The organism is Agrobacterium sp. CFBP2214 (assembly GCF_030209895.1).
Taxonomy (GTDB): domain Bacteria; phylum Pseudomonadota; class Alphaproteobacteria; order Rhizobiales; family Rhizobiaceae; genus Agrobacterium; species Agrobacterium radiobacter.
This window is the reverse complement of the sequence record NZ_JARVRC010000007.1, coordinates 228,481-242,328: the sequence shown is the minus strand read 5'-3', so window position 1 is coordinate 242,328 and position 13,848 is coordinate 228,481. Positions and strand designations below refer to the sequence as shown.

Sequence of the window (13,848 nt, the reverse complement as noted above, 5' to 3'; positions counted from 1 at the left end):
GGCTGATTCAGTCATCCGCACCGTGGTTTGCGATCATCATCGCCTCAAAAGCCAGCCTTTCGGTCTTGCGCATGCGCTCGGATTCCGACTTCAGCTGACCGCAGGCGGCGAGGATATCGCGGCCGCGCGGCGTGCGGATCGGCGAGGCATAACCCGCCTGATTGATGAAATCGGCGAACTTCTCGATCTGCGCCCATTCGGAGCACTGGTAGTTCGTGCCCGGCCATGGATTGAACGGAATGAGGTTGATCTTGGCCGGAACGCCCTTCAGAAGCTGCACCAGCATCTTGGCATCTTCCAAGCTGTCGTTGACATCCTTCAGCATCACATATTCGAAGGTAATGCGGCGAGCGTTGGAGAGACCCGGATAATTGCGGCAGGCCTCGATCAGCTCCTTCAGCGGATATTTCTTGTTGATCGGCACCAGCATGTCACGCAGGTCGTCGCGCACCGCATGCAGCGAAATCGCCAGCATGACGCCGATCTCATCGCCGGTGCGGAAAATTTCCGGCACGACGCCGGAGGTGGAGAGCGTGACGCGACGCTTGGAGAGCGACAGGCCATCGCCATCGGTCGCAATCAGGAGCGCGGTCTTCACATGCTCGAAATTATAGAGCGGCTCGCCCATGCCCATCATCACGATGTTGGAGACCTTGCGGCCCTCGCTCGGCACATAGGCGCCTACCGGGGTCGAACCATCGGGAAAATCGCCGAGCCGGTCACGAGCCAGCAGCAGCTGGGCGAGAATTTCCTCAGCCGTCAGGTTGCGCACCAGACGCTGGGTACCGGTGTGACAGAAGGAACAGGTCAGCGAACAGCCGACCTGGCTCGATATGCACAGCGTGCCGCGACCTTCTTCGGGAATATAGACCGTCTCGATCTCGACGGGGCGTCCCGCACCGCGCGGCGGAAAGCGCATCAGCCATTTGCGGGTGCCGTCATTGGAGATCTGCTCCTCGACGATTTCCGGGCGGGCAATAGTGAAGGCCGCCTTCAGCTTCTCGCGAAGCTCCTTGGCGACATTGGTCATATTGTCGAAATCGGAGACGCCGCGCACATAAAGCCAGTTCCACAACTGGCTGACGCGCATCTTCACCTGCTTCTGCGGCACGCCGATCTCGGCCAGCGCCTCGCCCATTTCCTCACGCGTCAGGCCAATCAGTGACGGCTTGCCGGACATCAGATCGCTATTGGCGATCAGCGGGGTTTTGACTGCCAGGCCGGCAGGGGCTTGCATTACGGACATCACGCTATCCCATCATTCCATGCATCGCACGACCGGCCTGTCGGATAGGCGGAAAATCGTCTGCATGTCGAGAAAATCAAAGGCGGAGCACTTTTCGCGCATCCGCCTGTCAATGTTGCCGCGCCTTTAGCATCAAACTGGCAAAAACGCAAATGGCCGGTCAATGACCGGCCATTATCAAATGCGATGAAGCGTCAGGGTTACTTGCAGCTCTCAATCTGCTTGAGAGCTGCCGAAATACCCGACAGCGAATAGGAATAGGAGGTCGCGGTGCCGCGGCCTGAGACTGCCTTGACGGTCATGGACTTGCCGCCCTTCATGGCAGCCACGAGAGCCGGTTCTTCAGCGGCGTTTTCAACCCAAGCGGCCTTGTCCTTGGTGAACATGACAAAGTTCTTGTTGTCGATCGTCACATTGACCTTGGAACCCTGCTTGAGCGAATAACCCACCATGGCCTGCGGCTCATAGGAGATATTCTGGCCCGGGCGCTGCGACACGATGAAGAAAATATCGCCGTGGTCGACGCTCGCCGGTTCCTTGGCGGTCGGAATGGAAAGAACGTAGCAGACGGTGCTGTTGCCCGATTTGTACGAATAGGCACCCCATGCATTGAACTGCTGGATGCGCGTGGGCGACTGTGCAGATGCTACGCCGACGCTGGTCAGCAAAATGGCCGCTGCGGTTGCTACACTTCTTACAAACATAGAATTTCCTGCCGGGTTATTGTCTTCCATTGGCCCGAAGCAGCGGCGAGCCCAGTTTCTGGATCGGCCACGTTCAGGTGCGGATCGTCTTTTCTCATTGTGGTCGGAAAGCGGTTACCAAACCGTCAACAACACGCATAAAATGCCGGAAACGTCTTGCGGTGTTACAGATTGGCGACTTCCCGACGCCCTGAGGAGAACGGCGTGGCACGCCCTTCCCTCGTGTGTAAGACACATAAATTCAGGCAAGAATTTGTCACCCGCCGGGCTCTGCCGGACGGACACATCACAGAGACGTTACCCGGCTTCCTGCTGTCGCTTCAGCATGGCGTCAGCCGCCTCGTAATGCTCCATCTTGATATGAGCGCGGATCATGGCAAGCGCTGCCGTGATGACGGCAATATCATCGGTAAAACCGATGACGGCCAGCACGTCAGGCACGGCATCCATCGGCATGATAAAATAAGCAAGCGCCGCCAGGATGATACCCTTTGCGCGCAGCGGCGTGTCACGGTCGATCGCGCAATAATAGGCCGCCGCCGCATCGCGCGCGAAGGGCACTTTTGACATCACACGCTTCAGCTTGGGCCAGAATTTCGCCCGCACCGCATTTTCACGCTCCTGCTGCCTGTCGGTTTCACCCGGCAGAAGAATTTCACCGATTTTCACATCATCCATGATCGACGGTCCTCCGGTCACGGCTATTATATGGGATTTAAGGTCCGCCGTTCAATTGCTTCGGCCCGCAGCCGCCTTCTGCATGGCTTCGGCCAGAAGAAAATCCCGCTCCGTCACTCCCTGTGAATCATGCGTGGTGAGGCAAACCTTGACCCGCGAATAGACATTGGACCATTCGGGATGATGATTAAGCCTTTCCGCAACAAGTGCGGATTCGGCCATGAAACCGAAGGCTTCCGCAAAACTTGAAAACTTGAAGGAACGGACGATCGCCGCCCCGTCTTCTCGCAGGGACCAGCCCTCGAGTTTCGACAGGGCCTGCCGGATGGCGTCCGGCTCGAGTCTGGGATATTTCATGAACTTGCCTCCGCTTGAGACCCATTAACGCTTCAACGACCGGATCGACGCATATTCCATGAAACATACAGCTATTCTTTTTGTCTGCATGGGCAATATCTGCCGCTCACCGACTGCCGAAGGCGTTTTGAGACATCTTGCCGATGACGCGGCCGTGTCTGACCAGCTCGCTATCGATTCCGCCGGCACCGGCGGCTGGCACGCGGGTGAAGCGCCTGATCCCCGGTCCATCGCCATGGCGCGATGGCACGGCATCGATATTTCAAGTCAGCGGGCAAGACAGGTCACCCGGACAGATTTCGAGACTTTCGACCTGATACTCGCCATGGACGAAAACAATCTGGCGAACCTGCTTCAATCGAGCCCGGAAAAGCATCGGCACAAAATCCATCTCTTCATGGATTATGCCGCTGGCCGTCGTGAGAACGTCCCCGATCCCTATTACGGTGCCGAGGACGGGTTCCTTGGCGTCTACAACATGCTCTTGGCAGGATGCAGGTCGTTGCTCGAAAAGATGGAGCTGGACCGGGCCTCGTGAAGCGGGAACGCCTCTTCAACGATATAGGGCCCGCCGCCCACCGATTCCTTCGAAGACATCAGCACAAAACGTCCGACCGTGAAGGGCGAGGTGCGGAAGTTGCCGCGTCCGGAAAGATAATGAACGACATCGTCCAGCCGCGATGAGCGCAGCCGCGCCAGCGTGACATGCGGCATGAACTTGCGCGGATCGGGCGGGAGACCGATCCTCTGGCAGATTCTCTCGACTTCCGCCTGCAGCGCATGCATTTCCGGAGAGGGAGAAACCCCGGCCCAGATGGAATGCGGTTTCTTGGAACCGAAGGACCCCATACCGGTGAGATTGAGCTGGAATTCCGGCCTTTCGATCCGATCCAGCCTGTCCACGACCTCATCGGCGGTCCGCCCGTCGATGTCACCGATAAAACGCAGGGTTATGTGATAATTCTCCACATCGATCCACCGGGCTCCCGGCAGACCACCGCGCAACAATGAGAGGCTCATAGCCGCATTGCGCGGAATTTCGAGGGCGGTAAACAGTCTCGGCATGGCGAGCTCCCCGAATCTCTTGGCAGAACAAGCATAGCGAATCACGCAATGCAGATGGGCGCAAGTGCTTATTTTTTTTGCGCACCGATTGTCTTGATGAAGCTTTCAACAGCCGGCAAAGATTTTTCAACCATCATCGCCACACCCCTGGTATTGGGGTGCATCTTGTCATCCAACTTCAGCGCATCATCCGTCACCACGCCATCCAGAAAGAAGGGATAAAGCGGCAGGTTGTATTTTTCGGCAAGCTTCGGAAAGATCGGATTGAAGCGCTTGGCGTAATCTTCGCCCATATTCGGCGGCGCCATAATGCCGACCAGCAACACGGCTATGTTGCGCTTCTGGAAGCCGGAAATGATGGTGTCGAGGTTCTTTTCGGTCTGTTCGGGGGGAATTCCGCGCAGAGCGTCATTGGCGCCGAGTTCCAGAATGACCCCATCAGTACCATCGGGAACCGACCATTCCGCCCGCGCCAGGCCGCCGGAAGAGGTATCGCCGGACACACCGGCATTGGCGATGGCGACATTGACGCCCTTGCCCTTTAATGCAGCCTCAAGCTGTGCGGTGTAGCTGTCGGTTGGGGGCAACTGATAGCCAGCCATCAGGCTGTCGCCGAGGCCGACCAGTTGCCATGTCCGCTCCTGAGCCGTGACAACAGTGGCGGAAAAGGCGGTAGCGAAAATGACGATGAAGTGAAACAGGGCAGCTTTAAATCTCATCACGGCTTTCCTAACTTGGTTCCCATTGTCTGAAATACCGACCGCATCGACCGCCAGACCGTTTTCATCACCCTATATAGGAACGAGAATTGTGACGAAAAGCATCATAGAGCTGAAGAAAGCCGACCTCACGCTCGGCAATGCCGCCGCCTCCGTTCACGTTCTCAAGAACATCAATCTTTCAATCGGAGAGAGCGAGGCGGTTGGTATCGTCGGCCCCTCCGGCTCGGGAAAGTCGACGCTTCTGATGGTGCTTGCCGGTCTCGAGAGGCTCGATAGCGGTGAAATCATCATCGCGAATACGGAACTGCACAAGCTCGGCGAGGACGCGCTGGCGGATTTTCGCGGCCGGAATATCGGCATTGTTTTCCAGTCCTTCCATCTCATCGCCAACATGACGGCACTGGAAAATGTCGCCGTTCCGCTCGAACTGGCAAACACCCCGAACCCCTTCGAGATCGCCAGGCGCGAACTCGTCGCCGTCGGTCTCGGTGAACGCCTGAACCATTATCCCGGCCAGCTCTCCGGCGGCGAACAGCAACGTGTCGCCATCGCCCGCGCGCTTGCCCCCTCACCGGCCGTACTGATTGCTGATGAACCGACCGGCAATCTCGATACCGATACCGGCAGGCAGATCGCTGATCTTCTTTTTGCCAAACAGGCCGAGCGCGGCATGACGATGATCCTCGTCACCCATGATCCGTCGCTTGCCGCCCGCTGCTCACGGCAGATCAAGGTGCGCTCCGGCGAGATAGAGGGCGACAGCGCGAAGCCCCAGATTGCGCGGGCGGTATCGGCATGACTGGATCTGTTCTCCCGTCTTTTGCCAATGTCAGAAACGCCGCGAGGCTCGCACGGCGAGAAATTCGCGGCGGCCTTCGAGGCTTTTACATTTTCCTTGCCTGTATTGCGCTTGGAACCGGCGCCATCGCCGCCGTCAATTCCGTCTCACGCGCGGTCACCAGCGCCATTGCCACGGAAGGTCAGTCCATACTGGCAGGCGACGTGCGTTTCGAACTGCGCAACAGGGAAGCAACGCAGGAAGAACGGGCCTATCTCGATGGGCTAGGCACCGTCGCGGTTTCCACCGGGCTGCGCTCCATGGCGCGCCTTGCCGACGGTTCCGAACAGACGTTGACTGAGGTGAAAGCCATAGACGGCTCCTATCCGCTCTTTGGCACCTTCGTTGCCGAACCCAACCGGCCGTTAAGCGAGCTTCTGGCTGGCACCGGCGACACCTATGGCGCCATCGCCGCACCGCTTCTGCTGGAACGGCTCGGCATCAAGGTCGGCGATGAAATCCTGCTCGGCAATGTGAAGCTGAAACTGACCGGCACCGTGGTCGACGAACCGGATGCGCTGTCTGACGGCTTCGGTTTTGCTCCAAGGCTGATGGTCAGCCGCGATGCCCTTTTTGCCTCTGGCCTCGTTCAGACCGGAAGCCTGGTCGAACACGCCTACAAGATCAGGCTGAACGATGCTTCGTCACGGCCAACGATGAACGACGCGGCCAACAAGGCCTTTCCTGAAGCTGGCTGGTCCATCCGCACCAGCGACCGGGCGGCACCCTCGCTCACCGAAAACGTCAACCGCTTCTCGCAATTCCTGACGTTGGTAGGCCTCACCGCCCTCATCGTCGGCGGTGTCGGCGTCGCAAATGCCGTCCGCGCGTTTCTGGATTCCAAACGCACCACGATCGCCTCGCTGAAATGCCTGGGCGCACCGGCCTCCGTGGTCACCATGACCTATCTCTTCCAGATCGCCTTCATTGCCGCCGTCGGCATCGTCATCGGCCTTGTGGTCGGCGCCGTCGCGCCACTCATCGCCATGCGGTTTCTGGAAGGCGTATTGCCTGTACCGGAAGAGCTCGCCTTTTACCCCGGCGCTCTCGGTCTCGCCGCCCTGTTCGGCCTCCTGACCACGTTCGCCTTCGCCATCGTTCCCCTTGGCCAGGCGCGTGAGGTTCCGGCAACCGCGCTTTTCCGCGAGCAGGGTTTCGAAGAAGGAAGCTGGCCATCCTGGCCCTATCTGGCCGCAACCGGTCTGCTGCTGGCGGCGCTTGCCGCCCTCGCCATCTTTTCGGCGGAAGACCGCTTCATCGCCTCGATCTTCCTTGCGGCCATCGCTTTTGCCTTCGTGGTGCTGCGACTGGTGGCTGCGGGCGTAAAGGCCATCGCCAAGCGCAGCCCGCGCGTTCATTCGGCTGCGCTGAGGCTGGCGATCGGTAATATTCACCGGCCGGGCGCACTCACCCCCTCGGTCGTTCTTTCGCTCGGCCTCGGGCTGACCCTCCTCGTAACGCTCACCCTGATCGACGGCAATCTGCGTCGCGAACTGACGGACAGCCTGCCGGAAAAGGCACCGAATTTCTTCTTCGTGGATATTCAGGGCAGCGAAGTTCAGGGCTTCCGCGATCTTTTGAAGCGGGAAGCGCCGGATGGAGCCCTGACCGAAGTACCGATGCTGCGCGGCCGCATTCTGGCGCTTAACGGGGAGGACGTGACAAAAATGGACGTGCCATCTTCCGGACGCTGGGTGCTGCGCGGTGACCGGGGCATCACCTATTCCCAGGAAATTCCTGAAAACGCGACGCTAACGGAGGGAACATGGTGGGGGCCGGACTATAGCGGCGAGCCGCTGGTCTCCTTCGCTGCGAAAGAGGCGGGGGATCTGGGCCTCAAGATCGGCGACACGGTCACCGTCAACGTGCTCGGACGCAGCATAACGGCCAAGATCGCCAATCTGCGCAACGTCGAATGGGAATCACTGTCGATCAATTTCGTCATGGTGTTTTCACCGAACACCTTCCGCGGCGCGCCGCATGCGTGGCTGGCAACGCTCGCCGACCCCTCCGCAACCGCCGCCGACGAAGGCCGCATATTGCGCGCTGTCACCAACGCCTATCCGACGATCACCAGTGTGCGCGTGAAGGATGCGCTCGACGTCGTCAACCGCCTTGTCGGCCAGCTTGCCACCGCCATTCGCGCCGCTGCCGCCGTCGCGCTGATAGCCTCCGTCCTCGTTCTCGCCGGCGCTCTCGCTGCCGGCAACCGCGCGCGAACCCACGACGCGGTCATCCTGAAAACGCTGGGCGGCACACGAAACCTGCTCATCCGCGCCTTCTCCTACGAATATATGATGCTCGGTCTCGCCACCGCCGTCTTCGCGCTTTTCGCCGGCGGCGTCTCCGCATGGTTCGTGATCGCCCGCATCATGAAGCTGCCCTCCAGCTTCCTGCCGGATGTGGCGATCGGAACCCTCGTCGTCGCCCTCGTCATGACTGTCGGCATCGGGCTCATCGGCACATGGCGAATTCTCGGGCAGAAGGCAGCTCCGGTTCTCAGGCAGGCGGGTGAATGATCGTCGGTTGTGCGCGGCTTAACTTTAACGATTAATTCTTTGTAATGATCGCCAAAACGTGAGCGCTTTTCGCGCATATGGTGTCTTTTCAACTGGAAAAGGCCTTGTATCGGACACGTTCTGCCATCATATTCTTGAGCAGGCTTGCTGAAGCTCCGCAGCGGCGCCCGGGAGGTATCCCGACACCGTAGCAATCACGGAGCTCAAAAGAGGAAACAATGGCTGACTTCAATAACTACCAGAACCGCATGGCGCAGACCCGTGCACAGACTGGTGCGATGATCGATGAAGGTCTTCGCGCCTACATGCTCAAGGTTTACAACCTGATGGCGCTGGCTCTGGTCATCACCGGCGTTGCAGCGTTCGGCACTTATACGCTTGCCGCTTCCAACCCGGCTTTCGCCCAGCTGCTCTACGCATCGCCACTGCGCTGGGTCGTCATGCTGGCTCCGCTCGCACTGGTTTTCTTCCTTAGCTTCCGTATTCAGAACATGAGCGTTTCCGCCGCCCAGACGACCTTCTGGGTCTATGCAGCGCTGATGGGCGTCTCGCTGTCGGCGATCTTCCTGGTCTTCACCGGCCAGAGCATCGTGCAGACGTTCTTCGTGACGGCCGCTTCGTTCGGCGCGCTCTCGCTTTACGGTTATACGACGAAGAAGAACCTTTCCGGTCTCGGTTCGTTCCTGATCATGGGTCTGTTCGGCCTGATCATCGCTTCCATCGTCAATATCTTCCTTGCATCCTCCGCACTGCAGTTTGCGATTTCCGCAATCGGCGTACTGATCTTCGCAGGCCTGACCGCCTACGACACCCAGAAGATCAAGGAAATGTACTTTGACGGCGACGATGTTGCCGTGGCTGGCCGCAAGGCCATCATGGGCGCGCTGACGCTCTATCTCGACTTCATCAACCTCTTCACCTTCCTCCTGCAGTTCCTCGGAAACCGCGACGACTAAGGTTAAGAGTTCTCCTGACCTATATGCGAAAGGCGGCCATTCGGCCGCCTTTTTATTTGCGAAGATTTCTTCACCTATATCCGTCAGGGCGTGCTGTTCCTGCGAATAGTCCGCTCCTGTTAAAGCTCATTCAATAAGCTTCAGAACCTTGTCGAAGACTTTCAGAACCTGCGGCAATTCATGGCCACGTTTCAGAATGCGGCCATCCGTATTCACCACGCAATAGGCACCCTGTTTTGCCCCCAGCTTGGGGTTTTTCTCGATCCTGAAAAGCGGCATTTCACCTGATCGCTTGAAGACGGAAAACACCGCCTTTTCCTTCAGGTGATCGATGGCGTAGTCACGCCACTCGCCCTCTCCCACCATGCGGCCATAGATGCGCAGAATCGCATCCAGCTCGCGCCGGTGAAAGGTGACCGGCAAAGGGTCCTTGTTCTTTTTATATTCCCGGAGATCGATAACGGTGGAATTGTCACGTGAAGCGGTCTGCACCTGCTGCACATCCGGTTGATCGGTCATCCAATACCTCCGATTCCACCCAAATCATCCATGCAGTGTGAGCCTGAGGGGGCGAAATTGCAAGTCTTTGCACTACCATGGCGCACAGGACCGGCAATTCCAGGAAAGGTTTGACAGGCCTCGAATTGCAGCCGATCCAGAAGGCGCCAGCACGGAATGGCGCCCCATCCATCCCTCTGGAGGGACTGCCGACAGCAAAGGCAGAGGTTAAAAATGGTAACCATTTAGGCAGCCATTTTCACATGGCCTGCCGTATTTCGGTCAAACCATGGCCCGAATTGGGTGGAATAGTCCTATTGTCAATTGATGCCTAGGCACCAAGATGACCCGGTCCGGTGCATTGACCCTTTACCCCCAGCCCCCAATGCCCGGACCGGATCTTCCATCGCCCACAGGCGATCAGGGGGTTTCATTTCCAAGCAGGATACTTGCGCCGACAATTGCCGCGGGATCGCCGCCGGCATTTGCCGTCTGCAAAAGCACCGCGCAGCCGCCCTTTTTCACCTTTGCCACCACGCTCGCCGGAAGCTTCACTGTCATCGGTGAACCATCCCACATGCCGACGGTTTGCACGTCATAGACGCTGTGCCAGTAGGACATTTTTTTCCCCTGGTTATCCCCCTTCTGCACATCAACCGTCTGTTCGCGCGTGAAATAGGCGACTACGACATCGGCCCTGCCGCTGCCGGCACCGATATCGATCTCCACCTCGTTTCCGGAAAACTTCGACGAGACCGGGACATTCAGTCCCTTGCCTTCGCGCTTGAAAGCATCGAGCCTGTCGTAAATTCCACGGACATCCGCGCCCTTGACGTGGTCGCGACCATTCAGAATGGCCTGCGGCGTATAGACCCCGTTGCGGCCGAGTGCGCGCATATAGCCATATTGCCGATCGGTATTTTCCTTCGATGCCAGCGAATCCGTCCAGCCCAGATAGTTCCAGTAATCGACATGGTAGGAAAGACCGACGACATCGCCCTTCTGGATCATCTTGCGCAAGGCTTCATCCGCCGGCGGGCACGAGGCACATCCCTGCGATGTGAACAATTCGACGACGCCCTTCACAGCTTCCTGCGCCTGCGCGGAGGTGACGAGAAACGTGCCGAGAAGACATATCGACAGGGGGAATTTCAGCGGCATTACAAAAACCTTTGTCCGGAAGAGATCCAGACGAATTGATGCGATCAATCCTGCCGGGATGCAAACCGGAAAATAACGTCTATTGTCCTTCAATAGAAAGTCACGAAGGGGTGAGCGACAATCACAAAAAAAGAGACTTGAAACGGAAAGACGCCGGGATTCCGCCCGGCGCCTTAGATTTTCAAAGCTTTACGCGACCAGATCGCGAAGAACGGTTTGCAGAATGCCGCCATTGTTCATGTAGATCACTTCATCAAGCGTATCGATGCGGCAGAGAAGCGGAACTTCCTTCACCGTACCGTCGCTGTAGGTGATCTTGGCGATCTTCTTTTCACGCGGCTTGATTTCACCTTCGAGACCATCGATCTCGACGATTTCGTCGCCCTTGAGGTCGAGGCTCGCCCAGGTAGTGCCTTCCTCGAAAACGAAGGGAACGACACCCATGCCGACGAGGTTCGAACGGTGGATGCGTTCGAAGGACTGCGCGATGACAGCCTTGACGCCGAGCAGGTTGGTGCCCTTCGCCGCCCAGTCGCGGGACGAGCCGTTACCGTATTCGACACCGGCGAAGATGACGAGCGGAACGCCTTCCGCCTTGTATTTCATCGCGGCGTCATAGATCGACATCTCTTCCTTCGACGGATAGTGGATGGTGTAGCCACCTTCCTTGCCGTTCGGGCCGAGCATGTGGTTGCGGATGCGGATATTGGCGAAGGTGCCGCGCATCATCACTTCATGGTTGCCACGGCGCGTGCCGTACTGGTTGAAGTCGGCCACGGCAACGCCGTGCTCCGTCAGATAGGCGCCAGCAGGCGAAGCAGCCTTGATCGAACCGGCCGGAGAAATATGGTCGGTGGTGATCTTGTCGCCGAAGAGACCGAGGACGCGCGCGCCCTTGATGTTCTTGAGGCCGGTGCCCTTTTTGCCCATGCCGACGAAATAGGGCGGGTTTTGAACATAGGTGGACTTGTCGTCCCAGGCATAAGTCTGGCCCGGCGGAACCTGAACGGCCTGCCAGTTCGCGTCACCCTTGAACACGTCAGCATACTTGGTTTCGTAGAGCTCACGGGTGACGTATTTCAGGATGAATTCCTGGATTTCCTTGGAAGTCGGCCAGATATCCTTGAGATAGACCGGGTTGCCGTTCTGGTCGTCGCCGATCGGCTCCTTGGTCAGATCCTTCTGGACCGTGCCGGCAAGCGCATAGGCCACGACGAGCGGCGGCGAGGCCAGATAGTTCGCCTGCACGTCAGGCGAGATGCGGCCTTCGAAGTTGCGGTTACCAGAGAGAACGCCTGATGTGATCAGGCCCTTGTCGTTGATCGTCTTGGAGATCGCAGGCGGCAGCGGACCGGAGTTACCAATGCAGGTCGTGCAGCCGAAGCCGACGAGGTTGAAGCCGATCGCATCGAGATCCTTCTGCAGACCGGACTTGTCGAGATATTCGGCAACAACCTGCGATCCCGGTGCCAGCGAGGTCTTCACCCACGGCTTGGACTTCAGCCCCTTGGCGACAGCGTTGCGGGCGAGAAGGCCGGCGGCGATGAGAACCGAGGGGTTGGAGGTGTTCGTGCAGGAGGTGATGGCGGCAATCGCCACATCGCCGTGACCGAGATCAAAAGCTTCGCCTTCGACAGCATAGCGGCTGTTGATCTGGCCGGGCTTCTTGTAGTCGTTCTCGAGAGCCGTCGCGAAATTCGGTGCGATGGTTTCGAGCGGCAGACGGCCTTCCGGGCGCTTCGGACCGGCCATGGAGGGCACGACGTCACCAAGATCGAGTTCCAGCGTGTCGGTGAAGACGAGGTCGGAACCATCGCCGGTGCGCCACATGTCCTGCGCCTTGGAATAGGCTTCGACGAGCGCGATACGATCCTTGGCACGGCCGGACATGGTCAGGTAGTTGATGGTTTCGCCGTCAACCGGGAAGAAGCCGCAGGTCGCGCCATATTCCGGGCCCATATTGCCGATGGTCGCACGGTCGGCCAGAGACATCGAATCAAGGCCGGGGCCGAAGAATTCGACGAACTTCGATACCACGCCCTTCTTACGCAGCATCTGCACGACCGTCAGAACGAGGTCGGTCGCGGTGACGCCTTCCTTCACCTTGCCGGTCAGCTTGAAGCCGATGACCTCGGGCAGAAGCATGGAGACCGGCTGGCCGAGCATGGCAGCTTCGGCTTCGATACCGCCGACACCCCAGCCGAGAACGCCGAGACCGTTGATCATGGTCGTATGCGAATCCGTGCCGACGCAGGTATCCGGATAAGCGATCGTCTCGCCGTCCTCCTCCTTCGTCCAGACGGTCTGGCCGAGATATTCGAGGTTGACCTGGTGACAGATGCCTGTGCCGGGCGGAACCACGCGGAAATTCTTGAACGCCTGCTGGCCCCACTTCAGGAAGCGGTAACGCTCGCCGTTGCGCTCATATTCCAGTTCAACGTTGCGGGCAAAGGCGCTCGGCGTGCCGAATTCATCGACGATAACAGAGTGGTCAATGACGAGATCGACGGGAACCAGCGGATTGATCTTTTCCGGATCGCCGCCAAGAGCCTTGATACCGTCACGCATGGCGGCAAGATCAACCACGGCGGGAACACCGGTGAAGTCCTGCATGAGAACGCGGGCGGGGCGGTAGGCGATTTCGGTTTCGGTCAGGCCCTTGTTACCAAGCCATTCGGACACCGCAAGGATATGTTCCTTGGTGACGGACTGGCCGTCCTCGAAACGCAGCAGGTTTTCCAGAAGAACCTTCATGGAATAGGGCAGCTTGGAAACGCCCTTCAGGCCATTTGCTTCAGCCTTGGGAAGGCTGAAATAGACGTAATCCTTACCGCCAACGGTAAGGACGGAACGACATTTGAAACTGTCGAGTGATTTGGGCATGGATAAAAACCCCGCTTACACTGATAGCCAACACGTTCGTGCGGACACCTATGCACTCATGCACATCAGGATGCGGGTACGACCATTTCCGCTGTCCGCACGTGAAAATTGCTCCTCGCAATCGTCAAGTCCGGCGCAAGATGATGTTCACGCCGGCCGCTGGCGTGTTGACACCCATATAGATAATTTCAGAGAAACGTGCCAGACCATTCAACCAAGCT

General features: G+C 58.3%; 13 protein-coding genes. 4 read left to right on the top strand and 9 right to left on the bottom strand.

The window, feature by feature from the left end:
* Nucleotides 1–7: 7 nt before the first annotated feature.
* From rlmN to QRN60_RS19770, 4 genes are all read right to left on the bottom strand, one after another.
* Nucleotides 8–1,180, bottom strand: a complete 1,173-nt coding sequence (rlmN, locus tag QRN60_RS19785) for a dual-specificity RNA methyltransferase RlmN (RefSeq protein WP_077998729.1) — start codon at nucleotides 1,178–1,180, stop codon at nucleotides 8–10.
* A 266-nt stretch (nucleotides 1,181–1,446) separates the two neighbouring features.
* Nucleotides 1,447–1,950: an invasion associated locus B family protein gene (locus tag QRN60_RS19780; protein WP_003505042.1), complete on the bottom strand. Its 504-nt coding sequence runs from the start codon at nucleotides 1,948–1,950 to the stop codon at nucleotides 1,447–1,449.
* Between the two features lie 297 nt (nucleotides 1,951–2,247).
* Complete coding sequence (locus QRN60_RS19775) at nucleotides 2,248–2,628, bottom strand: YkvA family protein (RefSeq protein ID WP_003505043.1); 381 nt, start codon at nucleotides 2,626–2,628, stop codon at nucleotides 2,248–2,250.
* Nucleotides 2,629–2,679: 51 nt separating this feature from the next.
* The gene (locus QRN60_RS19770; protein WP_003505045.1) at nucleotides 2,680–2,985 is read right to left on the bottom strand and encodes a 4a-hydroxytetrahydrobiopterin dehydratase; all 306 of its coding nucleotides are present in this window, start codon (nucleotides 2,983–2,985) and stop codon (nucleotides 2,680–2,682) included.
* A gap of 58 nt (nucleotides 2,986–3,043) precedes the next feature.
* On the opposite strand from QRN60_RS19770, the gene QRN60_RS19765 reads away from it, so the two are divergent.
* The gene (locus QRN60_RS19765) at nucleotides 3,044–3,523 is read left to right on the top strand and encodes a low molecular weight protein-tyrosine-phosphatase (RefSeq protein ID WP_129564796.1); all 480 of its coding nucleotides are present in this window, start codon (nucleotides 3,044–3,046) and stop codon (nucleotides 3,521–3,523) included.
* Here QRN60_RS19765 and thpR read toward each other — a convergent pair.
* The gene (thpR, locus tag QRN60_RS19760; protein ID WP_003505049.1) at nucleotides 3,457–4,050 is read right to left on the bottom strand and encodes an RNA 2',3'-cyclic phosphodiesterase; all 594 of its coding nucleotides are present in this window, start codon (nucleotides 4,048–4,050) and stop codon (nucleotides 3,457–3,459) included. The two genes, QRN60_RS19765 and thpR, sit on opposite strands and share 67 nt — an antisense overlap.
* A 68-nt stretch (nucleotides 4,051–4,118) precedes the next feature.
* Nucleotides 4,119–4,769 (bottom strand): arylesterase, encoded by a 651-nt coding sequence (locus tag QRN60_RS19755; RefSeq protein ID WP_003505051.1) that lies wholly within the window; start codon nucleotides 4,767–4,769, stop codon nucleotides 4,119–4,121.
* A 91-nt stretch (nucleotides 4,770–4,860) separates the two neighbouring features.
* On the opposite strand from QRN60_RS19755, the gene QRN60_RS19750 reads away from it, so the two are divergent.
* The 3 genes from QRN60_RS19750 to QRN60_RS19740 all read left to right on the top strand — a co-directional run bounded on the left by QRN60_RS19750 (nucleotide 4,861) and on the right by QRN60_RS19740 (nucleotide 9,085).
* Nucleotides 4,861–5,571: an ABC transporter ATP-binding protein gene (locus QRN60_RS19750; RefSeq protein WP_060725382.1), complete on the top strand. Its 711-nt coding sequence runs from the start codon at nucleotides 4,861–4,863 to the stop codon at nucleotides 5,569–5,571.
* On the top strand, nucleotides 5,568–8,129 hold the full coding sequence (locus tag QRN60_RS19745; RefSeq protein ID WP_129564797.1) for an ABC transporter permease: 2,562 nt from the start codon (nucleotides 5,568–5,570) through the stop codon (nucleotides 8,127–8,129). Before QRN60_RS19750 ends, QRN60_RS19745 begins: the two co-directional genes overlap by 4 nt.
* Nucleotides 8,130–8,347: 218 nt before the next feature.
* Complete coding sequence (locus tag QRN60_RS19740; protein WP_065114304.1) at nucleotides 8,348–9,085, top strand: Bax inhibitor-1/YccA family protein; 738 nt, start codon at nucleotides 8,348–8,350, stop codon at nucleotides 9,083–9,085.
* A gap of 126 nt (nucleotides 9,086–9,211) precedes the next feature.
* Here QRN60_RS19740 and QRN60_RS19735 read toward each other — a convergent pair whose 3' ends face one another.
* The 3 genes from QRN60_RS19735 to acnA form a co-directional block, all read right to left on the bottom strand.
* Nucleotides 9,212–9,604: a DUF2794 domain-containing protein gene (locus QRN60_RS19735; RefSeq protein WP_003505057.1), complete on the bottom strand. Its 393-nt coding sequence runs from the start codon at nucleotides 9,602–9,604 to the stop codon at nucleotides 9,212–9,214.
* A gap of 399 nt (nucleotides 9,605–10,003) precedes the next feature.
* Nucleotides 10,004–10,744, bottom strand: a complete 741-nt coding sequence (locus QRN60_RS19730) for a DUF1223 domain-containing protein (RefSeq protein WP_003505058.1) — start codon at nucleotides 10,742–10,744, stop codon at nucleotides 10,004–10,006.
* A gap of 189 nt (nucleotides 10,745–10,933) precedes the next feature.
* Entirely contained in the window at nucleotides 10,934–13,627 is a 2,694-nt protein-coding gene (gene acnA, locus QRN60_RS19725) for an aconitate hydratase AcnA (RefSeq protein WP_003505059.1), read from the bottom strand.
* Between the last annotated feature and the right edge of the window lie 221 nt (nucleotides 13,628–13,848).